Source organism: Neorhizobium sp. T7_12, assembly GCF_002968535.1.
Taxonomy (GTDB): Bacteria; Pseudomonadota; Alphaproteobacteria; order Rhizobiales; family Rhizobiaceae; genus Neorhizobium; species Neorhizobium tomejilense.
The window spans coordinates 534,003-555,601 of the sequence record NZ_PVBK01000002.1 but is presented as its reverse complement, the minus strand read 5'-3'; the positions used below and the strand labels follow the sequence as shown (position 1 = coordinate 555,601).

Below are 21,599 nucleotides of genomic sequence, written 5' to 3'. Positions count from 1 at the left end.
TTGCTGACAAGGCCGCGGTTTCCAGATCGCGGTTTGTTTGCACAGCTGCACAAAAGTTGAAGCGCGGGGGATTGATGGACTCGGGCTATCCCGATAAGCATTGCGGTTTTCTGAAATAGGAAAGTAAGCGCGCAAAAATGCTTATGCCGATTTTGACCTGGATGAGGTCATCGGGCCCGACCTGGCACTACAAGCGCATCTGGCTCGATGCACTGATCATCACCCTTTGCCTGAACGTTCTGGCTTGGATGGTTTTTTCGAAGATGGGTATGACCACCTACGACATCTTCAATGAAGACGGCCCCATCGAAGACATTCAGTCTGCTTCGCTTGCCATCACCGCCCTTTTTGCCGTCATGGCGGCATTGGGGACGCGGATATTGGCCCGTTTCGTCGCAATCACGACGGCCTGCATCTCCATCGTCTTCTTCATGCGCGAGATGCCAATATGCCGCGACAGTGTGACAGTTTATTGCGTGTCGAAGACCTGGCTGCCGATTATTATCGGCGCGGCCGCACTTATTCTGCTGATCGCGACGATCGTGTTCGAATATCGCCATAGAGGAGGCCTTCTCCGAGCCGTTCACCCGCGCCTTTCCTGGCCGCTGGCCCTGGTTGCCGGCGTTCTCGCCTGCAGCCAACTTGCCGAGCATTTCGATATCGTCGTGATGGAGGAGAGCATCGAATCCTACGGTTTCATGATCCTCACCCTGAGCTCGATCTGGCTTTTCCGCTTCTCCCGCACCCAGCATCTTCCACCGCTCAGAACCCGGGCCAAAGCCAGCCTCCATAGGGTGAAACACGTATTCTTGCACCATTGAGGCGGAGCTGTTCGATCCAGCTTTGACCGGAGAGCAGCTTTGAGGCAGTGTATCCTGACAAAAGGTTCCGCGGTTTTGAGTCCCGCGGAGAGAAAAGGGATGACATCATGGCTATGAGACCCGGTGAAATCGAAGACCTGATCAAGGCCGGCATTCCCGGTGCCAAGGTCACCATCCGGGATCTTGCTGGCGACGGCGACCATTATGCTGCGGAAGTGGTGGCGGAAGCGTTCCGGGGAAAAAGCCGGGTGCAGCAGCACCAGATGGTCTACGAGGCCCTGAAGGGCAATATGGGCGGCGTGCTCCACGCGCTGGCATTACAGACTTCGGCTCCAGCGGAGTGAGCGATGGCTGACCTGATCAAGGAGATCGTTACCGGCCTCGTGGAAACTGCCCTGAAGGAACTTCTCGGCAAATCGCATGGCCGCACGCCCGCCAAACGCAAGAAGCGGCAGATCCGCTCGGCCACTACCGGGCGTTTCGCCAGGAAGACTGCACGCACCAAGACCACAAGCAGACGCACGGCGAAGCCGGCGACGAAACAGGTGAGCCGCCGGCGCACGACGGCAAGCCGCAGCAAGCAGCGCAGCCGCTGACGCCAATGGACTTGGTCGATGGGTTAAACGGCAGTCATGCGAGGCAATAAGCGCTTTCCGATGGACTATTCCGCTGGAATTCCCGATGCCACGTTGCTATTTAAGGCAGATGACGCAGCGCAGCGGCCCTTGAAACCGCATGTGAAAGGATAGGACATGAGCGGAATTACCGATTTTATCGCCAACGAAGTGAAGACCAATGACGTGGTTCTCTTCATGAAGGGCACCCCGCAGTTCCCGCAGTGTGGTTTCTCGGGCCAGGTCGTGCAGATCCTCGACTATCTCGGTTTGGACTACAAGGGCGTGAACGTGCTCGCCGATGCGGAAATCCGCCAGGGCATCAAGGACTATTCCAACTGGCCGACCATTCCGCAGCTTTACGTCAAGGGCGAATTCATCGGCGGTTGCGATATCGTCCGCGAGATGTTCCAGTCCGGCGAACTGCAGACTCACCTGCAGGAACAGGGCATCAGCGTCCGCGGCGCGGCCTGAGATCTTCCGGGCTCCGGTCCGGGATTTTTATAAGATATTTTCAAGGCGCCGCTCCCAACGGCGCCTTTCACGTTGTTTTTAGGAAGCTGCTGTGACCAATCCTTCACAAACGGCCCCGGACCGCCTGCGCGGCATGGGCCGGGTCGAATTCATCGCGATGATGGCGATGTTGATGGCCATCAATTCGCTCGCCATCGACATCATGCTCCCTGGCCTGCAGGAGATCGGCGCCTCGCTCGGCGTCGTCAACGAGAACCATCGGCAATATGTAGTCTCAGCCTATCTCTTCGGCCTCGGCGCTGCGCAGATCATCTACGGATCGATCTCCGATCGTTTCGGTCGCAGGAACCCGATGCTCTTCGGCCTCGGCCTCTATTTCGTCTGCGCGGTCGGCGCCGTCGTCGCACCATCGTTCGGAGCGCTGCTGGCCCTTCGCTTCATCCAGGGTGCCGGAGCGGCCGCAACACGGGTGATTTCCATTTCGATCGTGCGCGACGTATACGGTGGTCGCGCCATGGCGGAAGTCATGTCGCTGATCATGATGGTCTTCATGGTCGTGCCGGTCATCGCGCCGGCAACAGGCCAGGTGATCATGCTGTTCGGCAACTGGCACCTGATTTTCGTGTTCATGGCAGTCGCCGCGCTCGGCATCGGCTTCTGGATGTATTCGCGCCTTCCGGAAACACTCGATCCGGCCGATGTGCGTCCCTTCACCATTTCCTCTATCCTGCACGCCTTCCAGATGGTTCTGACCAATCGCCTCGCCCTCTGCTACACGATTGCCAGCACATTCATCTTCGGCGCCCTGTTCGGCTTCATCAATTCGGCCCAACAGATTTATGTCGGGATCTACGACGTCGGCGTCTGGTTTCCGGTGGTCTTCGCCTGCGTGGCGGTGTTCATGTCTGCCGCATCCTTCCTGAACGCCAAGTTTGTTGGGCGTTTCGGCATGCGGCGCCTTTCACACGGCTCGCTGTTTGGCTTTATCGGCATCACGTTCGTCTGGATGCTCGTGCAGATCTTCGGGCCTCAACCCATGCCGCTCGTGATCTTCATCGTGTTCTTCGGGCTCGCCATGTTCCAGTTCGGCTGGATCGGCTCGAACTTCAATTCGCTCGCCATGGAGCCGCTTGGCCATGTCGCCGGAACGGCGTCCGCCGTCCTCGGCTTCATGAGCACGGTCGGCGGCGCGCTGATTGGCGTCGCGATCGGCCAGGCCTTCGACGGTACGGCACTGCCGCTGGTCGTGGGCTTCTTCACCGTCTCGATCATCGGGCTGATCTTCGTGCTGATCGGCGAAAAGGGAAAACTCTTCCAGCCGCATAATCCGAAGATCTGAGTTACAGTCCCCAACGGAAAAGGGCCGGAGCAATCCGGCCTTTTTTCTTGTTGATGGCCGCTATTTCAGTGGCCGATGATCTCGTTGCGCAGCATCTGCCAGCTTTCCTTGTCGGTGGCGAGCAGCAGGCCGCCGTCGACATGGTGCGGCATGTAAGGGGAGCCGTCGAAGCGCGCCACGTAACCGCCAGCCTCCGTGCCGATCAGCGTGCCGGCCAGATGGTCCCAGGGCATCAGCTTGTTGTAGAGCACGAACTGCACATGGCCGCCGGCAAACGTGCGGTATTCATGGGCCGAACAACGATAGTTGGCGAAGAACCGGACCTTTGCGAGGTTGCCGAGGATCCGTTCCCGCTCGCCGCCGAAGAAATATCCGGGCGATGCCATGCCGATCATGGCTTCGATCGGCCGGGCGTCGGCGACCGAAAGCCGGATCGCCTCGCCGTCCGGCCGCCTCATGAACGCGCCGGCGCCCTTTTCCGCCATGACCCAGTCGTCGCCCATCGGATCGTAGATGATCCCAGCGACGGTCTCGCCCTTCCAGACGACGGAGGCCATGACCCCGAAGGCCGGGATGCCCGAGGCGAAGTTGAAGGTGCCGTCGACCGGATCGACGACCACCGCGAATTCCGCATCGGCGAGCTTGGCGAGCAGGGACGGATCGGCCGCCACCGATTCCTCGCCGACGAAGAGCGCGCCGGGCGCAAAGGCTTCGAGCTCGCGGCGGATCATCCGCTCGGCGGCCTCGTCGGCCTCGGTTACGAGGTCGGACGGCTCGCTCTTCGAACGTACGTCGCCGCTGCCGAGCCGCCGGAAACGCGGCAGGATTTCCGCCTTGGCGGCAAGGCGCAGAAGATCGGCAAGCTTCGTGATGTCGAGCGGAAGGGTCATGACGTGGTCTCTTGGGGGATTGGTGCGGGAAGACGGGATTGGGGAGGAATTCAGAGACTTTGAGTGGCTTGCAGGCCGGAGAAATCGAAGAGTTTCGGATCGAGCAGGTGCGACGGGTTCACGTGCGCGAGCGCTCGCAGCATCGTATCCTTGCGGCCCGGCATGCGGGCCTCAATATCGGCAAGCATCGCCTTCATGGAATTGCGCTGCAGGCCATCCTGCGAGCCGCAGAGATCACATGGGATGATCGGGAACTGCATGGCGGCGGCGAATTTGGCCAGATCGTCCTCGGCGCAATAGGCAAGCGGCCTGAGCACCATCACGTCGCCCTCGTCGTTCAAGAGCTTTGCCGGCATGCCCGCGAGCCTGCCGCCATGGAAAAAGTTCATGAAAAAGGTTTCGAGTATGTCTTCCCGGTGATGGCCGAGCACCAGAGCATCGCAGCCCTCTTCGCGGGCGATCCTATAGAGGTTGCCGCGCCGCAGCCTGGAACAGAGCGAACAATAGGTGGCGCCTTCGGGGACCTTTTCCTTCACTATCGAATAGGTATCGCGATATTCGATGCGGTGCTTCACGCCGATCGAAGCGAGGTATTCCGGCAATATATGCTTCGGGAAGTTCGGCTGGCCCTGGTCGAGATTGCAGGCCAGGAGTTCTACGGGCAGCAGGCCGCGCCATTGCAGATCGAGCAGCACGGCGAGCAGCGAATAGGAATCCTTGCCGCCGGAGAGACCGACCAGCCAGCGCTTCTGGCCGTTCAGCATGCCAAAATCGTCGAAGGCCTGCCGCACCTGCCGGAGCAGGCGCTTGCGCAGCTTGTTGAACGAGACCGAACTCGGCGCATCCCTAAAGAGCGCCGGCACGAGGCCGTTTTCGACCTCGTCCAGCTCGTCGTCGATCTTGGCCGTCACGCCCATTGGTCTTCCTTTGAAACCGAAAAGCGGGCTATGCCCGCTTCTGGTGTTTGTCGTCAGGCGTCGAGAGCGGCTGCAACCGCGTCGAGCGCCTCATTGGCCTTGGCGCCATCGGGTCCACCGGCCTGGGCCATGTCAGGACGGCCGCCGCCGCCCTTGCCGCCAAGCGCCACGGATGCGATGCGGACCAGATCCACGGCGCTGAAGCGCTCGACCAGATCCGGCGTGACCGCAACCACAGCGCTTGCCTTGCCGTCTTCCGAAACACCGATCAAGGTGACGACGCCGGAGCCGAGGCTCGCCTTGCCTTCATCCGCCAGGCCCTTGAGGTCCTTGGCATCGATGCCGTCGAGCGCCTTGCCCATGAACTTGATGCCGCCGATCTCCTTGAAATCGCCGGCCGAACCGCCCTGCCCGCCGCCCATCGCAAGCCGGCGCTTGGCATCCGCCAGTTCCTTCTCGAGCTTGCGGCGCTCGTCGATCAGCGCTTCGACGCGCGACACCAATTCCGCCGGCTGCACCTTCAAGGCGCTGGCGAGCGTTTTCACGCGCTCATCCTGCTCAGCGAGATAGGCCCGCGCAGCCTCGCCCGTCACCGCCTCGACGCGACGAACGCCGGCGCCGACCGCGCTTTCGCCGAGAACGCGGACAAGGCCGATATCGCCGGTCGCGTTGACATGCGTGCCGCCGCAGAGTTCGACCGAATAGGGCTTGCCGGCCTTCGGACCTTCGATCGCTTTGCCCATCGCAACGACACGAACTTCGTCGCCGTATTTTTCACCGAACAGCGCCATGGCACCCTCGGCGATGGCGTCGTCGACGCTCATCAGCCGTGTCGTGACCGGTGCATTCTGCAGGATGATGGCATTTGCCATGTCCTCGACCTTCTGCAACTCCTCGGCCGACATTGGCTTGGGATGCGAGACGTCGAAACGCAGCCGCTCCGGCGCCACCAGCGAACCCTTCTGGGCCACGTGGGTGCCAAGCACTTCACGAAGCGCCTCATGCAGCAGATGGGTGGCCGAATGGTTGGAACGCAGGCGCGAGCGACGGACATGATCGACCGTCAGCGCCACCGCATCACCGACCTTCAACGTGCCTTCAGCGACGGTCGCGATGTGGACGAACAGGCCCTCGCCCTTCTTCTGGGTATCCGAGACATTCAGCTTGCCATTGTCGGTCGAGATTACGCCGGTATCGCCCATCTGGCCGCCGGATTCGCCATAGAACGGTGTCTGGTTGACGACGACCTGTACCTGTTCGCCGGCGGAGGCGCTATCGACAGCCTTGCCGTCGCGGACGATCGCCTGCACCACGCCTTCGGCCGTTTCAGTGTCGTAGCCGAGGAACTCGGTCGCGCCGTGCTTTTCCCTGAGCTCGAACCAGATCGTTTCCGTCGCCTTGTCGCCGGAACCGGTCCAGTGCGACCGGGCTTCCGCCTTCTGGCGCTGCATGGCGTCGGTGAAACCGGAAATATCGACGCCGATTTCGCGGGCGCGCAAAGCGTCCTGCGTCAGATCGAGCGGGAAACCGTAGGTGTCGTAGAGCTTGAAGGCGGTTTCGCCATCGAGCATATCGCCCTTGTGAAGCGTGTTCGTCGCGTCCGACAGCAGCGAAAGCCCGCGCTCCAGCGTCTTGCGAAAACGGTTTTCCTCGAGCTTCAGCGTTTCCGAAATCAGCGATTCCGCACGCACCAGTTCCGGATAGGCGCGGCCCATCTGCTGGATCAGCGCCGGCAGCAGTTTCCAGAGCAGCGGATCGCGGGCGCCGAGAAGCTGCGCGTGGCGCATGGCGCGGCGCATGATGCGGCGGAGCACATAACCGCGGCCTTCGTTCGAGGGCAGGACGCCGTCGGCAATCAGGAAGGCGGAGGAGCGCAGATGGTCAGCGATGACGCGGTGGCTGCCGCGGTGCTCGCCTTCCGCCTTGATCCCGGTCGCCTCTTCCGAGGCTGAGATCAGCGCGCGGAACAGGTCGATATCGTAATTGTCGTGCTGCCCCTGGAGGACGGCCGCAACACGCTCCAGGCCCATGCCGGTGTCGATCGACGGGCGCGGCAGGTCAATCCGCTCTTCCTTCGTCAGCTGCTCATACTGCATGAAGACGAGGTTCCAGATCTCGATGAATCGGTCGCCGTCCTCTTCCGGCGAACCGGGAGGGCCACCCCAGATATGGTCGCCATGATCATAGAAGATTTCCGAGCACGGGCCGCAGGGACCGGTATCGCCCATCGCCCAGAAATTGTCGCTGGTCGGAATGCGGATAATCCTGTCGTCCGAAAGACCGGCGATCTTCTTCCAGAGGTCGAAAGCCTCGTCATCGGTGTGGTAGACGGTGACCAGGAGACGCTTGGCGTCGAGGCCGAACTCCTTGGTGATCAGGTTCCAGGCAAGCTCGATCGCATTCGCCTTGAAATAGTCGCCGAAGGAGAAATTGCCGAGCATCTCGAAGAAGGTGTGGTGACGAGCCGTATAACCGACATTGTCGAGGTCGTTATGCTTGCCGCCGGCGCGAACGCATTTCTGAGCCGTCGTCGCGGTCGTATAGGGGCGTTTCTCAAGACCGGTGAACACGTTCTTGAACTGAACCATGCCGGCATTGGTGAACATCAGCGTCGGATCGTTGCGCGGCACCAGCGGGCTTGAGGACACGACCTCGTGCCCGTTCTTTCGGAAATAGTCGAGGAAGGTCGACCGGATTTCATTCACGCCGCTCATGCTACGCCCTTTTTACCGCCGGATGCGGTCCTATTATTCGAAAACCAAAGGCTTGTATCGCCCACACCCCCAACTGTCCAGCCGCCCCACCGCCTAACCGAACGAGAAACCGGCCGCACATCTTTCCATGCGCGACCGGTTCAAAAGCAATCAGCCGGAGAAAACTCCGAGTGCGGCGGGAAGGCTTACATATCTGCAGCCACGTCACCGTCGTCAGCGTCCGGGCCGCCATTCTGCAGGAAACGGTCGGCGATGAGGCCGGCATTCTGGCGGAGCGACGTCTCGATCTCGCGGGCGAGTTCCGGATTATCGCGCAGGAAGGTCTTGGCGTTCTCGCGGCCCTGGCCGAGGCGCTGGCTGTTATAGGAGAACCAGGCGCCTGACTTCTCGACGATGCCGGCCTTGACGCCGAGATCGACCAGTTCGCCAGTCTTGGAAACGCCCTCGCCATACATGATGTCGAATTCGACCTGCTTGAAGGGAGGCGCCATCTTGTTCTTGACGACCTTGACGCGCGTCTGGTTGCCGACCACTTCCTCGCGTTCCTTGACCTGGCCGATGCGGCGGATGTCGAGGCGAACCGAGGCGTAGAATTTCAAGGCATTGCCGCCGGTGGTGGTTTCGGGGGAACCGAACATCACACCGATCTTCATGCGGATCTGGTTGATGAAGATCACCATCGTATTCGACTTGGAGATCGAAGCGGTGAGCTTGCGCAGCGCCTGGCTCATCAGGCGTGCCTGGAGGCCCGGCAGGCTGTCGCCCATTTCGCCCTCGATTTCGGCGCGCGGCGTCAGTGCCGCAACCGAGTCGATAACGAGGACATCGACGGCACCGGAACGGACCAGCGTGTCAGTGATTTCAAGCGCCTGCTCGCCGGTATCCGGCTGCGAGATCAGAAGGTTCTGGAGATCGACGCCAAGCTTGCGGGCATAGACCGGGTCGAGCGCATGTTCGGCGTCGACGAAGGCGCAGATGCCGCCCTTCTTCTGGGCTTCGGCGATCGTCTGCAATGCAAGCGTCGTCTTGCCGGAGCTTTCCGGACCGTAGATTTCAACGATGCGGCCCTTCGGCAGGCCGCCAATGCCGAGCGCGATATCGAGGCTGAGAGAGCCGGTGGAAACCGTCTCGATTTCGACAATGCTCTCGTTCGCACCGAGCTTCATGATCGATCCCTTACCGAAGGACCGTTCGATCTGCGACAATGCCGCTTCCAGCGCCTTGCTCTTGTCCACGCCTTTATCCTCTACGAGCCGCAAACTATTCTGTGCCATCTGGTCCCACCTTTAGGTTATTGCCGCCGCGCACGCAATGAAGCAGCCGATAAAGGTGATGTACCTATTTTGTTCTCATTTGGCAAGGGTCGCCCAAGAGATTGAGTCGAAATAGATATTTCGATTTCGTTCTCATGATGTTCACGCCCGCCGGGGTGTGGAAAATTCCCGTTTGAAATCAAAGCTGCGCCGCAATTTGACGAGGAAATCGCGGCGTTTGAAATTCATGAGAGATGATCCGATTCTCACTCCGAATCGAGCATTTCCCGGACCGCCACGGCAAGCTGCTTCAGCGAGAAGGGCTTCGGCAGGAAGCCGAACTTGGCATCGGCCGGCAGGTTGCGGGCAAACGCATCCTCGGCATAGCCGGAAACGAAGATGAACTTCATGTCCGGATAGATCTTGCGCAGCTCGGTCAAAAGCGTCGGCCCATCCATTTCAGGCATGACGACGTCGGAGACGACGATATCCACCTTACCCTGCAGCTCTTCCATGATGTCGAGCGCCTCGGTGCCGGAACCCGCTTCGTGCACGGTGTAGCCGCGGGTTTCCAGCATGCGCTTGCCGCCGCGACGGACGGCCTCCTCGTCCTCGACGAGCAGCACGACCGCCGACTTTCCCGTGAGGTCGAGGTCGTCGGAAGCGGGCGTCGACACGACAGGCGCGATAACGGCCGGCTGCGCCTGCGTACCGGTTGCGGTAGCGTCCTGGACGATGACAGGCGTTTCGGGAATGTGGCGTGGCAGGAACATGCGGAAACTCGTGCCGCGTCCGACTTCCGATTCGGGATAGATATAGCCGCCGGACTGTTTGACGATGCCGTAGACCATCGAGAGGCCGAGGCCGGTGCCCTTGCCCACTTCCTTGGTGGTGAAGAACGGTTCGAAGATCTTGTCCATGATTTCGGGCGAAATGCCCGTGCCGGTGTCGGAAACCTCGACCATCACGAAATCTTCGGCCGGCAGATCCGCCTGGTTGAAACCACCGGCATCCTCGGCGGATACATTGCGGGTCTTGATCAGGATCGTGCCGCCCTGGGGCATGGCATCGCGCGCGTTGACGCAGAGGTTGATCAGTACCTGCTCGAATTGCGACAGGTCGGTGCGCACCGGCCAGAGATCGCGGCCGTAGTCCACTTCGAGCTTCACATTGGTGCCGGAGATCAGCCGGTCGACCAGCATGCGCAGATCGCCGACGACGTCGGTGAGGTTCAGCACCGCCGGCCGCATGGTCTGCTTGCGCGAGAAGGCGAGCAGCTGGCGCACCAGCACGGCGGCGCGGTTGGCGTTGCGCTTGATCTCCATCAGATCGGCAAAGCTCGCGTCGGATGGGCGGGCCTGCAGTAGAAGGTGATCGGAGGACAGAAGGATCGCCGTCAGGACGTTGTTGAAGTCGTGGGCGATGCCGCCCGCCAGCGTGCCGACCGCATTGAGCTTCTGGGTCTGGGCCATCTGGGTTTCGAGCGCCTTCTGCTCGGTCGTCTCGACGGCGTAGACGATCGCGGCCTCTTCCGGTGCCTCGTCGCTCTCGTCGATCACGGCGTTCACATAGAAGCGCACATAGCGGTTCTCGTCACCCGGGTGGCGCGAATCGATCGGGGCGATATCGCCCTGCCCGTCCTTGGCAGCGGCAATCGCCTGCATCAGATGCTGGCGGGAATTGTCGTGAACGATGCGGTCGAGTTCGATACCGGCATCCACGTCGTCGCGGGAAACGACGCCGGCAAACAGTTTGAGGAACGGCGCATTGATGCGCAGGATCCTGCCCTCGCCATCGACGGAGGCGATCGCCATCGGCGTGTTGTTGAAGAAGCGCGTGAAGCGCATCGCGGAAGCCGACTGGTCGCCCTCGCCGCCCTTTGGCCGTGCCAGCACGATGGTACGGCTTTCGCCCGGCGCGCCGTCGCGGGTGGCGCTGACATTGTGCACCAGGCGCACGGGCAGGCTCTGGCCGTTGGCGCGGCGCAGGTCGAGGTCGAGCGTCTCGGTGCGCTTCAGCCCGGGTGCGGCCTGCACCGATTGGATCAGCGCCATGCCCTCGCCCGCCACCAGATCGGCAATCGTCACCGAGCGCGGCACGAACTTGGTCAGGTCGATGCCGAGCCATTCGGCAAGCGTGGCATTCAGGTAGAAGATTTCGCCCTTCTTGCCGGCGGAGAAGAACCCGGCGGGCGCGTGGTCGAGATAGTCGATGGCGTTCTGCAGCTCGCGGAAGAACCGTTCCTGGTCGTCGCGTTCCGAGGTAATGTCGGTGATCTGCCAGATGTCGAGCTGGCCCTTGCGGCTGTCGGCGGGCGTCAGCAGCCGTGCCTTGAGACGGTACCAGTGGGCACCGGAACCGTTGCCGGTCGTCCGCCCGATCGGCTGGAGAAGCCGGAACTCCTCATGGCCTTCCCGGCCTTCGCGCAGAGCCGTCGTCAGCCGGTAGAGCGCCTCTGTCGATTCGCGGGTCTTGGACAGAAGCGCCTCGAGCGACTGCACGTTGCTCGCCTTGGTCGCGCCGGTCATCCGGCCATAGGCGGCATTGGCGTAGAGAATACGGCCCTTGGCGTCGGTGATTAGAATGCCGTCGGGATGGTTGGCGAGGAACCCGCGGGCCAGCTCGTCGGAACGCGACTGCGGCATGACCTCGACGAGGCCGATGATCGACGACACCAGGAAGAAGATGCCGACCATGGCGAGAATGCCGAGCAGGCCGAGCACCAGTTCGTTGTCGAGCGCATGCTGAAACAGCACGAATCCGGCGGCAACGCCACAGAGAACGAGCGCCAGGAGAACGATGCGGATGATGGTGCCGCCACGCGTCCCTTTTTCCACCAGGGGCGCCTCGTAGTTGCCGCTCTGCTGCAACTTCGTCATCAATTCCTCGCATTTCGACCGGCGCTGCGGCCATGAACATTCAGGGATCGGGAATCCCGCGATTCCTTATTAGCAAGTTGCAGGTTAAGCAAAAAGCTCTGCTTCGCCACAAAACCCGGGACAGTTTGGCGGAGTGACCTATCTTTGCTTTTCTACGCTGTTTTTCAGCGCGGGACAGTGACAGTTAGCAGCTTGCTTCGGTAGGAAAAAAGTCGTTTTTTACCGCGGCGTTCATATGAGGAGTGGCAAGAGATGTTCGAAGAGCTGATGGGCGCCTATGGAGGCCGCCTGGTGATCGCAGTCGTCGGCGTCGGCGTTGGGCTTCTCGTCCTGATCGGCGTGCTCTGGCTCATCCGCAGCCGTTCCGGCCCTTCGCCCTTCGTGCGCGGCGGCAAGAACCGCCAGCCGCGGCTTCAGGTCCTGGATGCGGCAGCCGTCGATGCAAGGCGTCGCCTTGTTCTCATCCGCCGCGACGGGGTCGAGCACCTGATCATGATCGGCGGACCGACCGATATCGTCATCGAAAGCGGAATATCGACGGCGGCACATGCCATGCCGGCAACAGCGGCCAGCCGGTTCCAGCCGATGGACATGACGGTTCCCGCTCAAGCCGCAGCCGCCATGGAAGCCCGACCGGCTGCCGTTGCCGAACCACGCCCTGCCCCGATCCCGCGTCCCGCGGCTCCGGAACCGCGCGTCGAGCCGGCCCGGGAAAGCGTCGTGCCGCCGCGCGCCGCCCCGCCGGCGGCTCCCACTACGGGACCGATACCGATGAGCGGTACACTGGCGCCGCGGCCTGCATCGCCTGCCCCGGCAAACAACGCAGCAGCTCCCGAGCCGGCTGCCGCCCCCAGGATCGAACCGCCGGCCCGTCAAGCCCCGGAGGTAAAATCCGAACAGTTGCGGCCGATCGCGGCACTGGCAGCTGCTGCTGCACCTCCGCCGCCTCCGGCTCCTGCCCCAGCCCAGGTTCCGGCTTTCGACGACGCGGCCGACGTGCTCGACGCCGCCCGTGGGCGGGTCTTCCAGGAAGCACCCGAGCCGCGCGCCGTGCCGGTCAGCGCTGCGATCGTGCCGCCTGCCCTGCAATCGGCCGCCGACAAGCCGAAACAGCTCGGCAGCGACTTTGAACGGATTCTCGAAGAGGAAATGGCCAACAACCTTGCGGCCCGCGAGACCGCCGTCATCCCCCAGCCGAATCGGCAGATACAGCCGAGGAACCCCGGCGTCCCGCCGGTCACCGGCGCCACGCCGGAACCGAGCCTGCAGTCGGAAGTTGCCCGCATCTTCGGTGAGATGTCCGTCACCCGCGACAAGTGAGCGGGCACCCGCGACAAGTGAGCCGGCGCGAGGATTGAATTTTCCGCCAAGAAAAAAGGCACGGAAAACCGTGCCTTGAATTCGTTTTCGACTGATCGGGCGGATTATTCGTCCCGATAGACCTTTTCGCGGCGCTCGTGGCGTTCCTGTGCCTCGATCGACAGCGTGGCGATCGGACGAGCGTCGAGACGCTTGAGACCGATCGGTTCGCCCGTTTCCTCGCAGTAACCGTAGGTGCCATCTTCGATGCGCTGCAAGGCGGCATCGATTTTGGAAATCAGCTTGCGCTGGCGGTCACGGGCTCGAAGCTCGATAGCTCTGTCGGTTTCGGAGGAAGCCCGGTCGGCGAGATCCGGGTGGTTGGCGCTCTCTTCTGCCAGGTGACCCAGCGTTTCGCGCGCTTCTCTCAGGATATCGTTTTTCCAGGCGATAAGCTTTGCCCGGAAATACGCCTTCTGATTTGCATTCATGAACTCATCGTTTTCCGAGAGCACATAATTGCTAAGATCGATCTTCTCACTCAACGCGATTCTCCTGAAGAACATCTCATGCGGCGCTCTATATCCTATCCTCCCATCCGGATTCAAGCCTCGCGCTCAGTATTAAGGCTTTTTTAAAACTGTCATAAAAATCCGCTAAACGGCTATTTTTTAAGCTTTTATTCTGAATGTCCGAAACTCTTCTCCACAGGAGGCTGCACCGGGCCAGGCTATTTCAGAACATCTGCGGCAGTTGACGAGTCTCGTGCCGAAAGGCTACCCATCGCTTCCATCCTCTCACTAGCGGTGCCGGGCATGACGACGATCACTCCTCCTCCTTCCCGCATCTACCTGCTGCGCCATGCCAAATCCGGCTGGGCGGAGCCGGGACAGCACGATTTCGATCGCCCTCTCGACAATCAGGGTTTTGCGCAGGCCGAGATCGTTGCCGACAAGGCTGCCGATCGCAACTACAGGCCTGATATCCTTCTCAGTTCCACCGCCACGCGATGCCGCCAGACCGCCGAAGCGATCCGCCGCGCGATCAGCGAGGAGATCGAGCCTGTCTTCATCGACGAACTCTATAACGGCTCGCTCGGCACCTACCTTGCGATTCTTGGCGGACAGCGGGACAGCAACTCGGTCATGCTCGTCGGCCACAACCCGACCATGGAAGAAGTGCTGGAAGGGCTGATCGGCGCCGACCAGATGGTGGCGGTCATCCCCGGCGGCTATCCTCCTGCCGGCCTCGCCGTGCTCGACTATCGCGGTTTTGTCGCCGGCTCGGATGCAGCCTGGACACTGACCGATTTCCTGACGGCCTGAACTGGAGCCAGGCGACGGCTTTGCGGCCTCGCTCCGGCTTCCTATATAGGCGTAAACTCTGGACCCGGAACGACGCCTTGCCGCCTTCGCTTACCAGCTTCTCGGATGACGCGCGCATCGCGCTCGACAATCTCGCCGACCGTGCCTCGGGCCTCGTGCATCCGACCATCAGGCTCGGCGTGACCGGCCTGTCGCGGGCCGGCAAGACCGTGTTCATCTCGTCCCTCGTCCACAATCTCCTGAACGGCGGCCGGTTGCCGCTCTTCGAGGCGTTCCGGTCCGGCCGGATTTCCGCCGTGCGGCTCGAGCCGCAGCCGGACGACGCCATCCCGCGTTTCCAATACGAAGATCACATCCAGGCACTGGTGCGCGACCGCATCTGGCCGGATTCGACCCGCGCCATCTCGGAACTGCGCATCACCCTCGACTACCAGAGCGCCAGCGGCTGGGGCCGGATGTTTTCGCGCGGCCGGCTGTCGATCGACATCGTCGACTATCCAGGCGAATGGCTGCTCGACCTGCCGCTGCTGGCGCAGGATTTTCGCACCTTCAGCGACAATACCGTAACCCTTGCCGGAACCGGCATCCGTGAGGAATTGTCGCGGGAATGGCTCGCCCTCGCAAACGGCATCGATGCGGACGCTCCGGCTGACGAAATGACCGCGAGGCGGTTGTCGGAAGCCTTTGCGGGCTACCTCAAGGCCTGCAAGGCGGACGAACGATCGCTTTCGACCCTGCCGCCCGGCCGTTTCCTGATGCCCGGCGATCTCGAAGGCTCGCCGGCGCTCACATTTGCGCCGCTGCCGAACATGTCCGAGACCAAAGCGCCGAAGGGCTCGCTGCGGGCGATGATGGAGCGCCGCTATGAGGCCTACAAGAACGTCGTGGTCAAGCCGTTCTTCCGTGAGCATTTCGCGCGGCTCGACCGTCAGATCGTGCTGATCGACGCGCTGCAGGCGATCAATCGCGGGCCTGAAGCGGTGCAGGATCTGGAACGGGCGCTGACCGACGTGCTCGCCTGTTTCCGTCCGGGCCACAACAGTTTCTTCTCCTCCCTGATCGGCCGCCGGATCGACAAGGTCCTGGTCGCGGCCACCAAGGCGGACCACCTGCACCACGAAAGCCATGATCGCCTGGAACGGCTCACCGGCCGGCTGGTCGATCGCGCCGTGCAGCGGATCGGAATGGCCGGCGCCGGCATCGAGGTCATGGCGATCGCATCGGTGCGCGCCACCCGCGAGGCGACCGTCAAGGAAGACAATCATCTCCTGCCGGTCATCGTCGGCACGCCTATCTCGGGCGAGATGATCAACGGCGAACGTTTTGACGGAAACAAGAAAACTGCCATATTTCCCGGTGATTTGCCGGAAGATCCTGAAGCATTCTTTCAACAGCTGGATTCCATCCACGCGGAGCTTCCGGAGATCAACGTGGTGCGCTTTCGCCCGCCGGCGCTGGAAGAGGCGAATGGCGGCATGAAGCTCTCCGTGCCGCATATCCGGCTCGACCGCGCCATGCAGTTCCTGTTCGGAGATCGCCTCGCATGAGACCGCCCGAATCACCTCAGAACGGCAAGCGCCGACCCGCATCCTTCTCGGTCGAAGAGGAAAGCGCTGCCCGAAACGAAACCTTGCCTGTCCCTCGCCGCAGCCCGCGCAGCTTCGAGGACGGCGTCGTGGTGACGCCCGACGAACAGGATCCGTTCGTGACGCCGCCCGAACTCGCCGCAGAAGCCATCCCGGTCGCCGAACCGCGGGCGCGCAAGAAATTCTCGTTCGTCAACCTGGCGACGGCCGCTTTCGGCACCTTCCTGTCGCTCGCCTTCGGCCTGTGGGCCGATAGCGTTATCCGCGACCTGTTCACCCGTGCCGACTGGCTGGGATATGCGGCGCTCACAGCGCTTGCCATCGGGCTTGTCGCCGTTGCCGTGGTCGTCGGCCGCGAAATCTTCGGCATGATGCGGCTCTCCGCCGTCCAGACCCTGAAGGCCCAGGCGGAAGAGGCGGTCCTTTCCCCTCGCCCTGCCGCTGCGCGCACCGTCGTCGCCGCGCTCACCAAGATCCTCAGTCACCGGGCAGAGACGGCCAAGGGGCGCGCCAACCTTGATGCGACGAAAGACGAGATCATCGACGGCCCGCAGCTTATCGAACTAGCCGAACGGGAACTCCTGGCGCCGCTCGACCGCAAGGCCCGCGCGCTCATTCTCGGATCGTCCAAACGTGTCTCGATCGTCACCGCCGTCAGCCCGCGCGCCATCGTCGATCTCGCCTATGTGCTTTTCGAAGTGACGCGACTGATTCGCGCCATGGCCGAGCTTTACGGCGGCAGGCCGGGCACGCTTGGGCTGTTGAGGCTGATGCGGGACGTCATCGCCCATCTCGCCGTGACCGGTTCGATCGCCGTCGGCGACGGTGTCGCGCAACAGCTTCTGGGACACGGCCTCGCCTCGAAACTGTCCAAGCGTTTGGGCGAAGGCGTGATCAATGGCCTGCTGACCGCGCGAATCGGCATCGCCGCTATGGATCTGTGCCGGCCGCTGCCCTTCCGGGCGGTCAAAAGGCCCGGGATCGGCGATTTCATCTCGGATATCGCGACCGTCGGCGGGCGAAAAGATGAACAATAGGGTGTCCGACCATGGCTCAAACCCGGCCATCGTCACCACTCGTTAACCATTCCACCCTAAATTACGGGACACTTAAAGTTGCTGCTCGTCAGGGGAAAGTTCATGTATTCGCGCTTCTTTTCGCTTCTTGGCGGGTTCGCCATTCTGACTGTCGCGGCCACCTCCGCCGTGGCGCCGCAGGCCGAGGCCGCTCCACGTGACAAGGCTTTCTTCCAGTCGGTCGCGGGCGTCTGGAAAGGCCCTGGCGAAATCGTCGCCGGCAAGTACAAGGGCACCAAATTCAGCTGCAACCTCACGGGCGCTTCCGTTCCGGACAGCAATGTCGGCATCAAGCTCGATGGAACCTGCCGCGTTGGCGTGTTTCAGCAGCCGATGTCGGCAACGATTACCCAGAGCGGCCGAGGTTACACCGGCAAGTTCCTGGACGGCGCCGAGGGCAAGGGGCTCGACATCATTTCCGGTTCGGTCAGCGGCGACAAGGTCGTCATGGGCATCAACCGCAATCAGCTCAACGGCGCGATGGTCGCGAGCCTGCGCGGCGAGAACAAGATGAACATCACCATCTCGATCAAGGTCGAAGACCAGATGGTTCCGGTGATCGGGCTCAGCCTCGACCGCGACATGGATTCGATCGCCGTCGGCTCGATCCAACAATAAGACACCAAGGGGCGCCTCAGGCGCCCTGCCACCAGTCCTGGCTGTCGCGCGCGACCTTGATGCCGGCAGTGTCGGCTCCACCAAGCCAGTCGCGCACTTTCCTTCCCTTCACCAGAAGATCCGGGGCGATATCTGCGAGCGGCATCATCACGAAGCCGCGGTCGGTCATGCGCGGATGCGGCACTTCCAGTTTTTCGCTTCTCTGTTCCCGCGTCCCATAGGTCAGGATATCGATATCGATGGTGCGTGGTCCCCAGCGCTCGAGGCGAACGCGCTTCATACCGCGCTCTATCGACAGACAGACGTCCAGCAGGTCCTCCGGCTCCAACGAAGTCTCCACCAGAACGCAGCAGTTGAAGAAATCCGCCTGATCGGTCTTGCCCCAGGGCGGGGTCGAATAGAGTTTCGAGACGGCGGGAACGCGGCAGTCTTCGCGCGCATCGAGCTGCCTGAGCGCCTCGGCCATGGACGACGGCGGATCGCCGATATTGCCGCCGAGCCCGAGAGCCGCGACCTCGAACGTCTTTTCAGGCGAAATGCTCAACACGCACCTCCGCATAATCGAGGATGCCGGGGATCGGCACGCTCGGCTTGCGCACGGCGATCTCTGCCCGGCGGATCTGCGGCGACCAGGCGCAGAGCGCCTTGGCGATGTCCTTGGCGAGCGTCTCGATGAGGTTGCGGCGGTGGCCGGTCACCACCTTCTCGACGATTTCGTAGGCGATGCCGTAATGCACGGTGCTCGCGACATCGTCGTTTTCGAGTGCCTCGTCCGCCTCGACGTCCATGATGACGTCGATGAAGAAACGCTGGCCGAGCGTGGCCTCCTGCTCGAAAGCGCCATGCTTGGCGTAGAACGCACAGTTCTTCAGCGTGATCGTGTAGGTCGCCATCAAAGGCCCTCTCTAGCGTTGTAAGCGGAGGCTGCGGCGAGAACCGCGTCGGCCATCGCCAGCGCATCGCGGTTAGCGGCAACGTTGTGGACGCGGAAGATCGACGCCCCCGCAAGGCGCAGGATCGCCGTGGTCGCGGCGGTGCCGACGTCACGTTCGCTCGCCTTTTCCCGTCCCGTCAGGGCGCCGATGAACCGCTTGCGCGAGGTGCCGGCGAGCAGCGGAAAACCGAGCCGATGCAGTTCGGCAAAACGCGCCATCAATTCCATGTCGTCGTCCCGATCCTTGGCAAAGCCGAAGCCGGGATCAAGCACGATCGCCTCGTCGGAAATGCCGGCGTTGCGAGCGATCTCGAGAGACTGCCGCAGGAAAAACTCCTGGTCGGCGATGCGATCGGGCCGCTTTTCCTGTTCGCGACCGCGGCCGGTATGCATGATGCAGACGCCAGCCGATGTTTGCTCCGCAACGGTCGCGATCTCCGGCTCACGCTGCAGGCCATGGACGTCGTTGATGATATGGGCACCCGCCGCCATCGCCAGGCGGGCGGTTTCGGCGCGGTAGGTATCGATCGAGATCAGCGCATCGGTCTCCGCGGCGAGCTTTTCGATCACCGGCAGGACGCGGTCCTGCTCTTCCGCCGCGGTCACCTCGGCGGCGCCGGGCCGTGTCGACTCACCGCCGATATCGAGGATAGTGGCGCCGTCGCGGACACAGGAAACGGCGTGAGACACCGCGGCATCGATGTTTGCGTAGTTTCCACCGTCGGAAAAGGAATCGGGGGTGATGTTGATGATCGCCATAACCTGGCCTTGGCGACCGAGTTCAAGGACACGGCCCCGCCCGACACGCCAGGTGCTGTTGCGCTGCGATATCACCGGCCGGCCGTCTTTCGAAGGGTAACGCAAAATTTGATGCCTTTGTGTTGCGCTCAGGCTGGCTATGCCCCAAGGTCCCCATAAGTTCAACGTCGCAGGCCATAGAATGTTCTCCATGCGCAGAGTCCGCCGGTTTTTCGGTGTCTTTCTTCTCCTCTGCACGATCCCTGCGACGGCCATGGCAGAACCGATCATCAACAAGACCTATTCCTATTTCCGGATCGGCGGCCGCACGGCCGAGGACCTCGACAAGGAACTGGAAAACCGCGGCCCTCTCACCCGCAGCACCGGCCATCGCCATCCCGGCGCCACCGAAATCAAGTTCGGCGGCGACGTCACGTATGTGGAAAAGGGCGGGCGCTGCTCGGTCGGCGGGGCGCGTGTGACACTTCGAACCCACATCATCCTGCCGCGCTGGGGCAATCGCGGCCGTGCCACCGCCGATCTCGGCTTCATCTGGGATACTTTGTCGAAGGACATCAAGCGCCACGAGGAGCGGCATGCGGAAATCGCCCGCAACCACGCGCGCCAGCTCGAACGGGAACTGCTTGGCCTCCCCGCCAACAGAACCTGCGATGCACTGGAAAGACAGGTGGCAGAGACGACCCGCCGTGTTCTTGAGGCGCATGACCGGGAGCAGCTGCGGTTCGACCAGATCGAGGCGGCCAATTTCGACTCGCGGATGATTCGGCTGCTGCAGTATCGCCTGAAGCGATCCGGCAATTGATCCGCTTTTTGGCGTGGATCAGCCCGACCGACCGCATCCAGGCTTTTGCGGAGCTTGCGCCATCCCTCGTCAATAACGGGTGATTTATGGTGATAGTCTAAAATAGGAATCTCGGATACAACCTAAGACATAGCTTACCTACCAACGCTTCGAAAAACGAGGCACATGAGGTAGATAGCCGCAGGATCAGCGTACCTTTCCGGTTTTCGAACCGATGTGTCGGACGCGGTTGTTTCAGGTGTTCCCGAGTTTGGTTTCCGGTGTTTCAGTTCTCCTGGCGCGTCTTCAAGCCGCAGGTGGTTCCTCCCTCCCCTGCTGGTGATGCGCCCGCCTGGCCTCGCTTGCCGCTTTTGCGGAGCGAGGCTTTTTTTTTCCCGGAAACATCTGAGACAGGCGTGTTGGCAGAGCGACGATCAGGTCGCGATCAGGCTTGACGCTCGGGTACATTGACCACGAGTCCGTCGAGATCCGCCTTGATCTTGATCTGACAGGAGAGGCGCGAGGTCGGCTTCACCTCGAAGGCGAAGTCGAGCATGTCTTCCTCCATGGGAGCCGGCGGGCCGACCTTTTCGGTCCAGGCCTCGTCGACATAGACATGACAGGTGGCGCAGGCGCAGGCACCGCCGCATTCGGCCTCGATGCCGGGAACGGAATTGCGAACCGCATTCTCCATAACCGTGGAGCCCGGCTCGGCTTCGATATCGAAGCGTGTTCCGTCAAAGGCAACGATGGTCAGTTTCGTCATGATAGGGAAATCCGGGATGTTGAAGGGTCAGGGCACACTATTTAAGGGCGCTGTCTTCCGATAAAACCCCCGCGCAGTCAACATTTTCGGGCGCCGCCGGCTGTTCAATCGGCGCCCTTGCGTACCGATTCGGCGAATCGCTCAGCGGCAGAGCTTGTTGATGAAGTTTTCGGCCTCGACGACGGCGGCAGCGACAGCGGCCCGCAACGAGGCGTCGGAGGCGTTGTCTTCAAGACGCTCGGCAGCGGTCGAAACCTTGAAGGCGCCGACGGCGCTGGCCGCACCCTTCAGGCGGTGCGCGGCTGCGACGACATAAGCGCTGTCGGCGCTTGCGATGTCATGCAGTGCGCGGCGTGCCTGGCGCGCGAACATCTGGAGCACTTCGATTTCGAGGGTCTTGTCGCCCATCGTCTGTGTCGCGAGATGAACGAGATCGATCGGACGGGACTGGGAAGGGCAACCACCCCTCAGCGTTTCTGGAGCTTCGAACGCGATACTGACCGCTGCCATTGCCGTGAACCTGTTTTCCCTGTTGCTCTTCTGATAATGTCCCG

At 61.9% G+C, this 21,599-nt stretch carries 22 protein-coding genes; 11 read left to right on the top strand and 11 right to left on the bottom strand.

Features of this window, described 5'->3' with window-relative positions; all coding sequences use genetic code 11:
* Positions 1-137: 137 nt before the first annotated feature.
* The 5 genes from C5J26_RS08675 to C5J26_RS08655 all read left to right on the top strand — a co-directional run bounded on the left by C5J26_RS08675 (position 138) and on the right by C5J26_RS08655 (position 3,248).
* Entirely contained in the window at positions 138-821 is a 684-nt protein-coding gene (locus C5J26_RS08675) for a hypothetical protein (protein WP_172745788.1), read from the top strand.
* 107 nt (positions 822-928) lie between these two features.
* Positions 929-1,165: a BolA family protein gene (locus C5J26_RS08670; RefSeq protein WP_007770085.1), complete on the top strand. Its 237-nt coding sequence runs from the start codon at positions 929-931 to the stop codon at positions 1,163-1,165.
* 3 nt (positions 1,166-1,168) lie between these two features.
* Positions 1,169-1,417, top strand: coding sequence for a hypothetical protein (locus C5J26_RS08665; RefSeq protein ID WP_105401355.1), 249 nt, complete (start codon positions 1,169-1,171; stop codon positions 1,415-1,417).
* A 156-nt stretch (positions 1,418-1,573) separates the two neighbouring features.
* Positions 1,574-1,909 carry a Grx4 family monothiol glutaredoxin gene (gene grxD, locus C5J26_RS08660; protein WP_007770088.1) on the top strand — a complete coding sequence of 112 codons (336 nt, stop codon included), beginning with the start codon at positions 1,574-1,576 and terminating at the stop codon, positions 1,907-1,909.
* Between the two features lie 91 nt (positions 1,910-2,000).
* A complete protein-coding gene (locus tag C5J26_RS08655) occupies positions 2,001-3,248 on the top strand; it encodes a multidrug effflux MFS transporter (protein WP_371681900.1) in 1,248 nt (415 codons plus the stop codon).
* A 65-nt stretch (positions 3,249-3,313) separates the two neighbouring features.
* Here C5J26_RS08655 and C5J26_RS08650 read toward each other — a convergent pair whose 3' ends face one another.
* The 5 genes from C5J26_RS08650 to cckA form a co-directional block, all read right to left on the bottom strand.
* On the bottom strand, positions 3,314-4,138 hold the full coding sequence (locus tag C5J26_RS08650; protein WP_105401354.1) for an inositol monophosphatase family protein: 825 nt from the start codon (positions 4,136-4,138) through the stop codon (positions 3,314-3,316).
* Positions 4,139-4,188: 50 nt separating this feature from the next.
* On the bottom strand, positions 4,189-5,055 hold the full coding sequence (gene ttcA / locus C5J26_RS08645; RefSeq protein WP_105401353.1) for a tRNA 2-thiocytidine(32) synthetase TtcA: 867 nt from the start codon (positions 5,053-5,055) through the stop codon (positions 4,189-4,191).
* 53 nt (positions 5,056-5,108) lie between these two features.
* Positions 5,109-7,769, bottom strand: a complete 2,661-nt coding sequence (gene alaS, locus C5J26_RS08640; protein ID WP_105401352.1) for an alanine--tRNA ligase — start codon at positions 7,767-7,769, stop codon at positions 5,109-5,111.
* Positions 7,770-7,954: 185 nt separating this feature from the next.
* A complete protein-coding gene (recA, locus tag C5J26_RS08635) occupies positions 7,955-9,043 on the bottom strand; it encodes a recombinase RecA (RefSeq protein ID WP_105401351.1) in 1,089 nt (362 codons plus the stop codon).
* 245 nt (positions 9,044-9,288) lie between these two features.
* Positions 9,289-11,901 (bottom strand): cell cycle histidine kinase CckA, encoded by a 2,613-nt coding sequence (gene cckA / locus C5J26_RS08630; RefSeq protein ID WP_105401350.1) that lies wholly within the window; start codon positions 11,899-11,901, stop codon positions 9,289-9,291.
* Between the two features lie 252 nt (positions 11,902-12,153).
* Here cckA and C5J26_RS08625 point away from each other — a divergent pair, with 252 nt between their 5' ends.
* A complete protein-coding gene (locus C5J26_RS08625; protein ID WP_105401349.1) occupies positions 12,154-13,221 on the top strand; it encodes a flagellar biosynthetic protein FliO in 1,068 nt (355 codons plus the stop codon).
* A gap of 104 nt (positions 13,222-13,325) precedes the next feature.
* On the opposite strand, the gene dksA is transcribed toward C5J26_RS08625, so the two are convergent.
* Entirely contained in the window at positions 13,326-13,745 is a 420-nt protein-coding gene (dksA, locus tag C5J26_RS08620; protein WP_007771163.1) for an RNA polymerase-binding protein DksA, read from the bottom strand.
* 270 nt (positions 13,746-14,015) lie between these two features.
* On the opposite strand from dksA, the gene C5J26_RS08615 reads away from it, so the two are divergent.
* The 4 genes from C5J26_RS08615 to C5J26_RS08600 all read left to right on the top strand — a co-directional run bounded on the left by C5J26_RS08615 (position 14,016) and on the right by C5J26_RS08600 (position 17,805).
* Entirely contained in the window at positions 14,016-14,525 is a 510-nt protein-coding gene (locus tag C5J26_RS08615; RefSeq protein WP_105401461.1) for a histidine phosphatase family protein, read from the top strand.
* 77 nt (positions 14,526-14,602) lie between these two features.
* Positions 14,603-16,072, top strand: a complete 1,470-nt coding sequence (locus tag C5J26_RS08610) for a YcjX family protein (RefSeq protein WP_105401348.1) — start codon at positions 14,603-14,605, stop codon at positions 16,070-16,072.
* Positions 16,069-17,148 (top strand): YcjF family protein, encoded by a 1,080-nt coding sequence (locus tag C5J26_RS08605; protein WP_105401347.1) that lies wholly within the window; start codon positions 16,069-16,071, stop codon positions 17,146-17,148. The genes C5J26_RS08610 and C5J26_RS08605 overlap by 4 nt, the downstream gene beginning before the upstream one ends.
* Before the next feature lie 102 nt (positions 17,149-17,250).
* Positions 17,251-17,805, top strand: a complete 555-nt coding sequence (locus tag C5J26_RS08600) for a hypothetical protein (RefSeq protein ID WP_046667140.1) — start codon at positions 17,251-17,253, stop codon at positions 17,803-17,805.
* A gap of 16 nt (positions 17,806-17,821) precedes the next feature.
* Here C5J26_RS08600 and folK read toward each other — a convergent pair whose 3' ends face one another.
* The 3 genes from folK to folP are packed head-to-tail and all read right to left on the bottom strand — an operon-like array spanning position 17,822 to position 19,498.
* Positions 17,822-18,364 (bottom strand): 2-amino-4-hydroxy-6-hydroxymethyldihydropteridine diphosphokinase, encoded by a 543-nt coding sequence (folK, locus tag C5J26_RS08595; protein ID WP_105401460.1) that lies wholly within the window; start codon positions 18,362-18,364, stop codon positions 17,822-17,824.
* Positions 18,333-18,698 carry a dihydroneopterin aldolase gene (gene folB, locus C5J26_RS08590; RefSeq protein WP_046626632.1) on the bottom strand — a complete coding sequence of 122 codons (366 nt, stop codon included), beginning with the start codon at positions 18,696-18,698 and terminating at the stop codon, positions 18,333-18,335. The genes folK and folB overlap by 32 nt, the downstream gene beginning before the upstream one ends.
* On the bottom strand, positions 18,698-19,498 hold the full coding sequence (folP, locus tag C5J26_RS08585; RefSeq protein WP_371681899.1) for a dihydropteroate synthase: 801 nt from the start codon (positions 19,496-19,498) through the stop codon (positions 18,698-18,700). The genes folB and folP overlap by 1 nt, the downstream gene beginning before the upstream one ends.
* A 253-nt stretch (positions 19,499-19,751) precedes the next feature.
* Between folP and C5J26_RS08580 the strand changes: the two genes are divergently transcribed.
* A complete protein-coding gene (locus C5J26_RS08580) occupies positions 19,752-20,300 on the top strand; it encodes a DUF922 domain-containing Zn-dependent protease (RefSeq protein WP_371673838.1) in 549 nt (182 codons plus the stop codon).
* Between the two features lie 424 nt (positions 20,301-20,724).
* Here the strand turns inward: C5J26_RS08580 and C5J26_RS08575 are convergent, their stop codons facing one another.
* Together C5J26_RS08575 and C5J26_RS08570 are read right to left on the bottom strand one after the other, a co-directional pair.
* Complete coding sequence (locus C5J26_RS08575) at positions 20,725-21,045, bottom strand: 2Fe-2S iron-sulfur cluster-binding protein (RefSeq protein WP_046638420.1); 321 nt, start codon at positions 21,043-21,045, stop codon at positions 20,725-20,727.
* A gap of 141 nt (positions 21,046-21,186) precedes the next feature.
* A complete protein-coding gene (locus C5J26_RS08570; RefSeq protein ID WP_046667178.1) occupies positions 21,187-21,555 on the bottom strand; it encodes an Hpt domain-containing protein in 369 nt (122 codons plus the stop codon).
* Between the last annotated feature and the right edge of the window lie 44 nt (positions 21,556-21,599).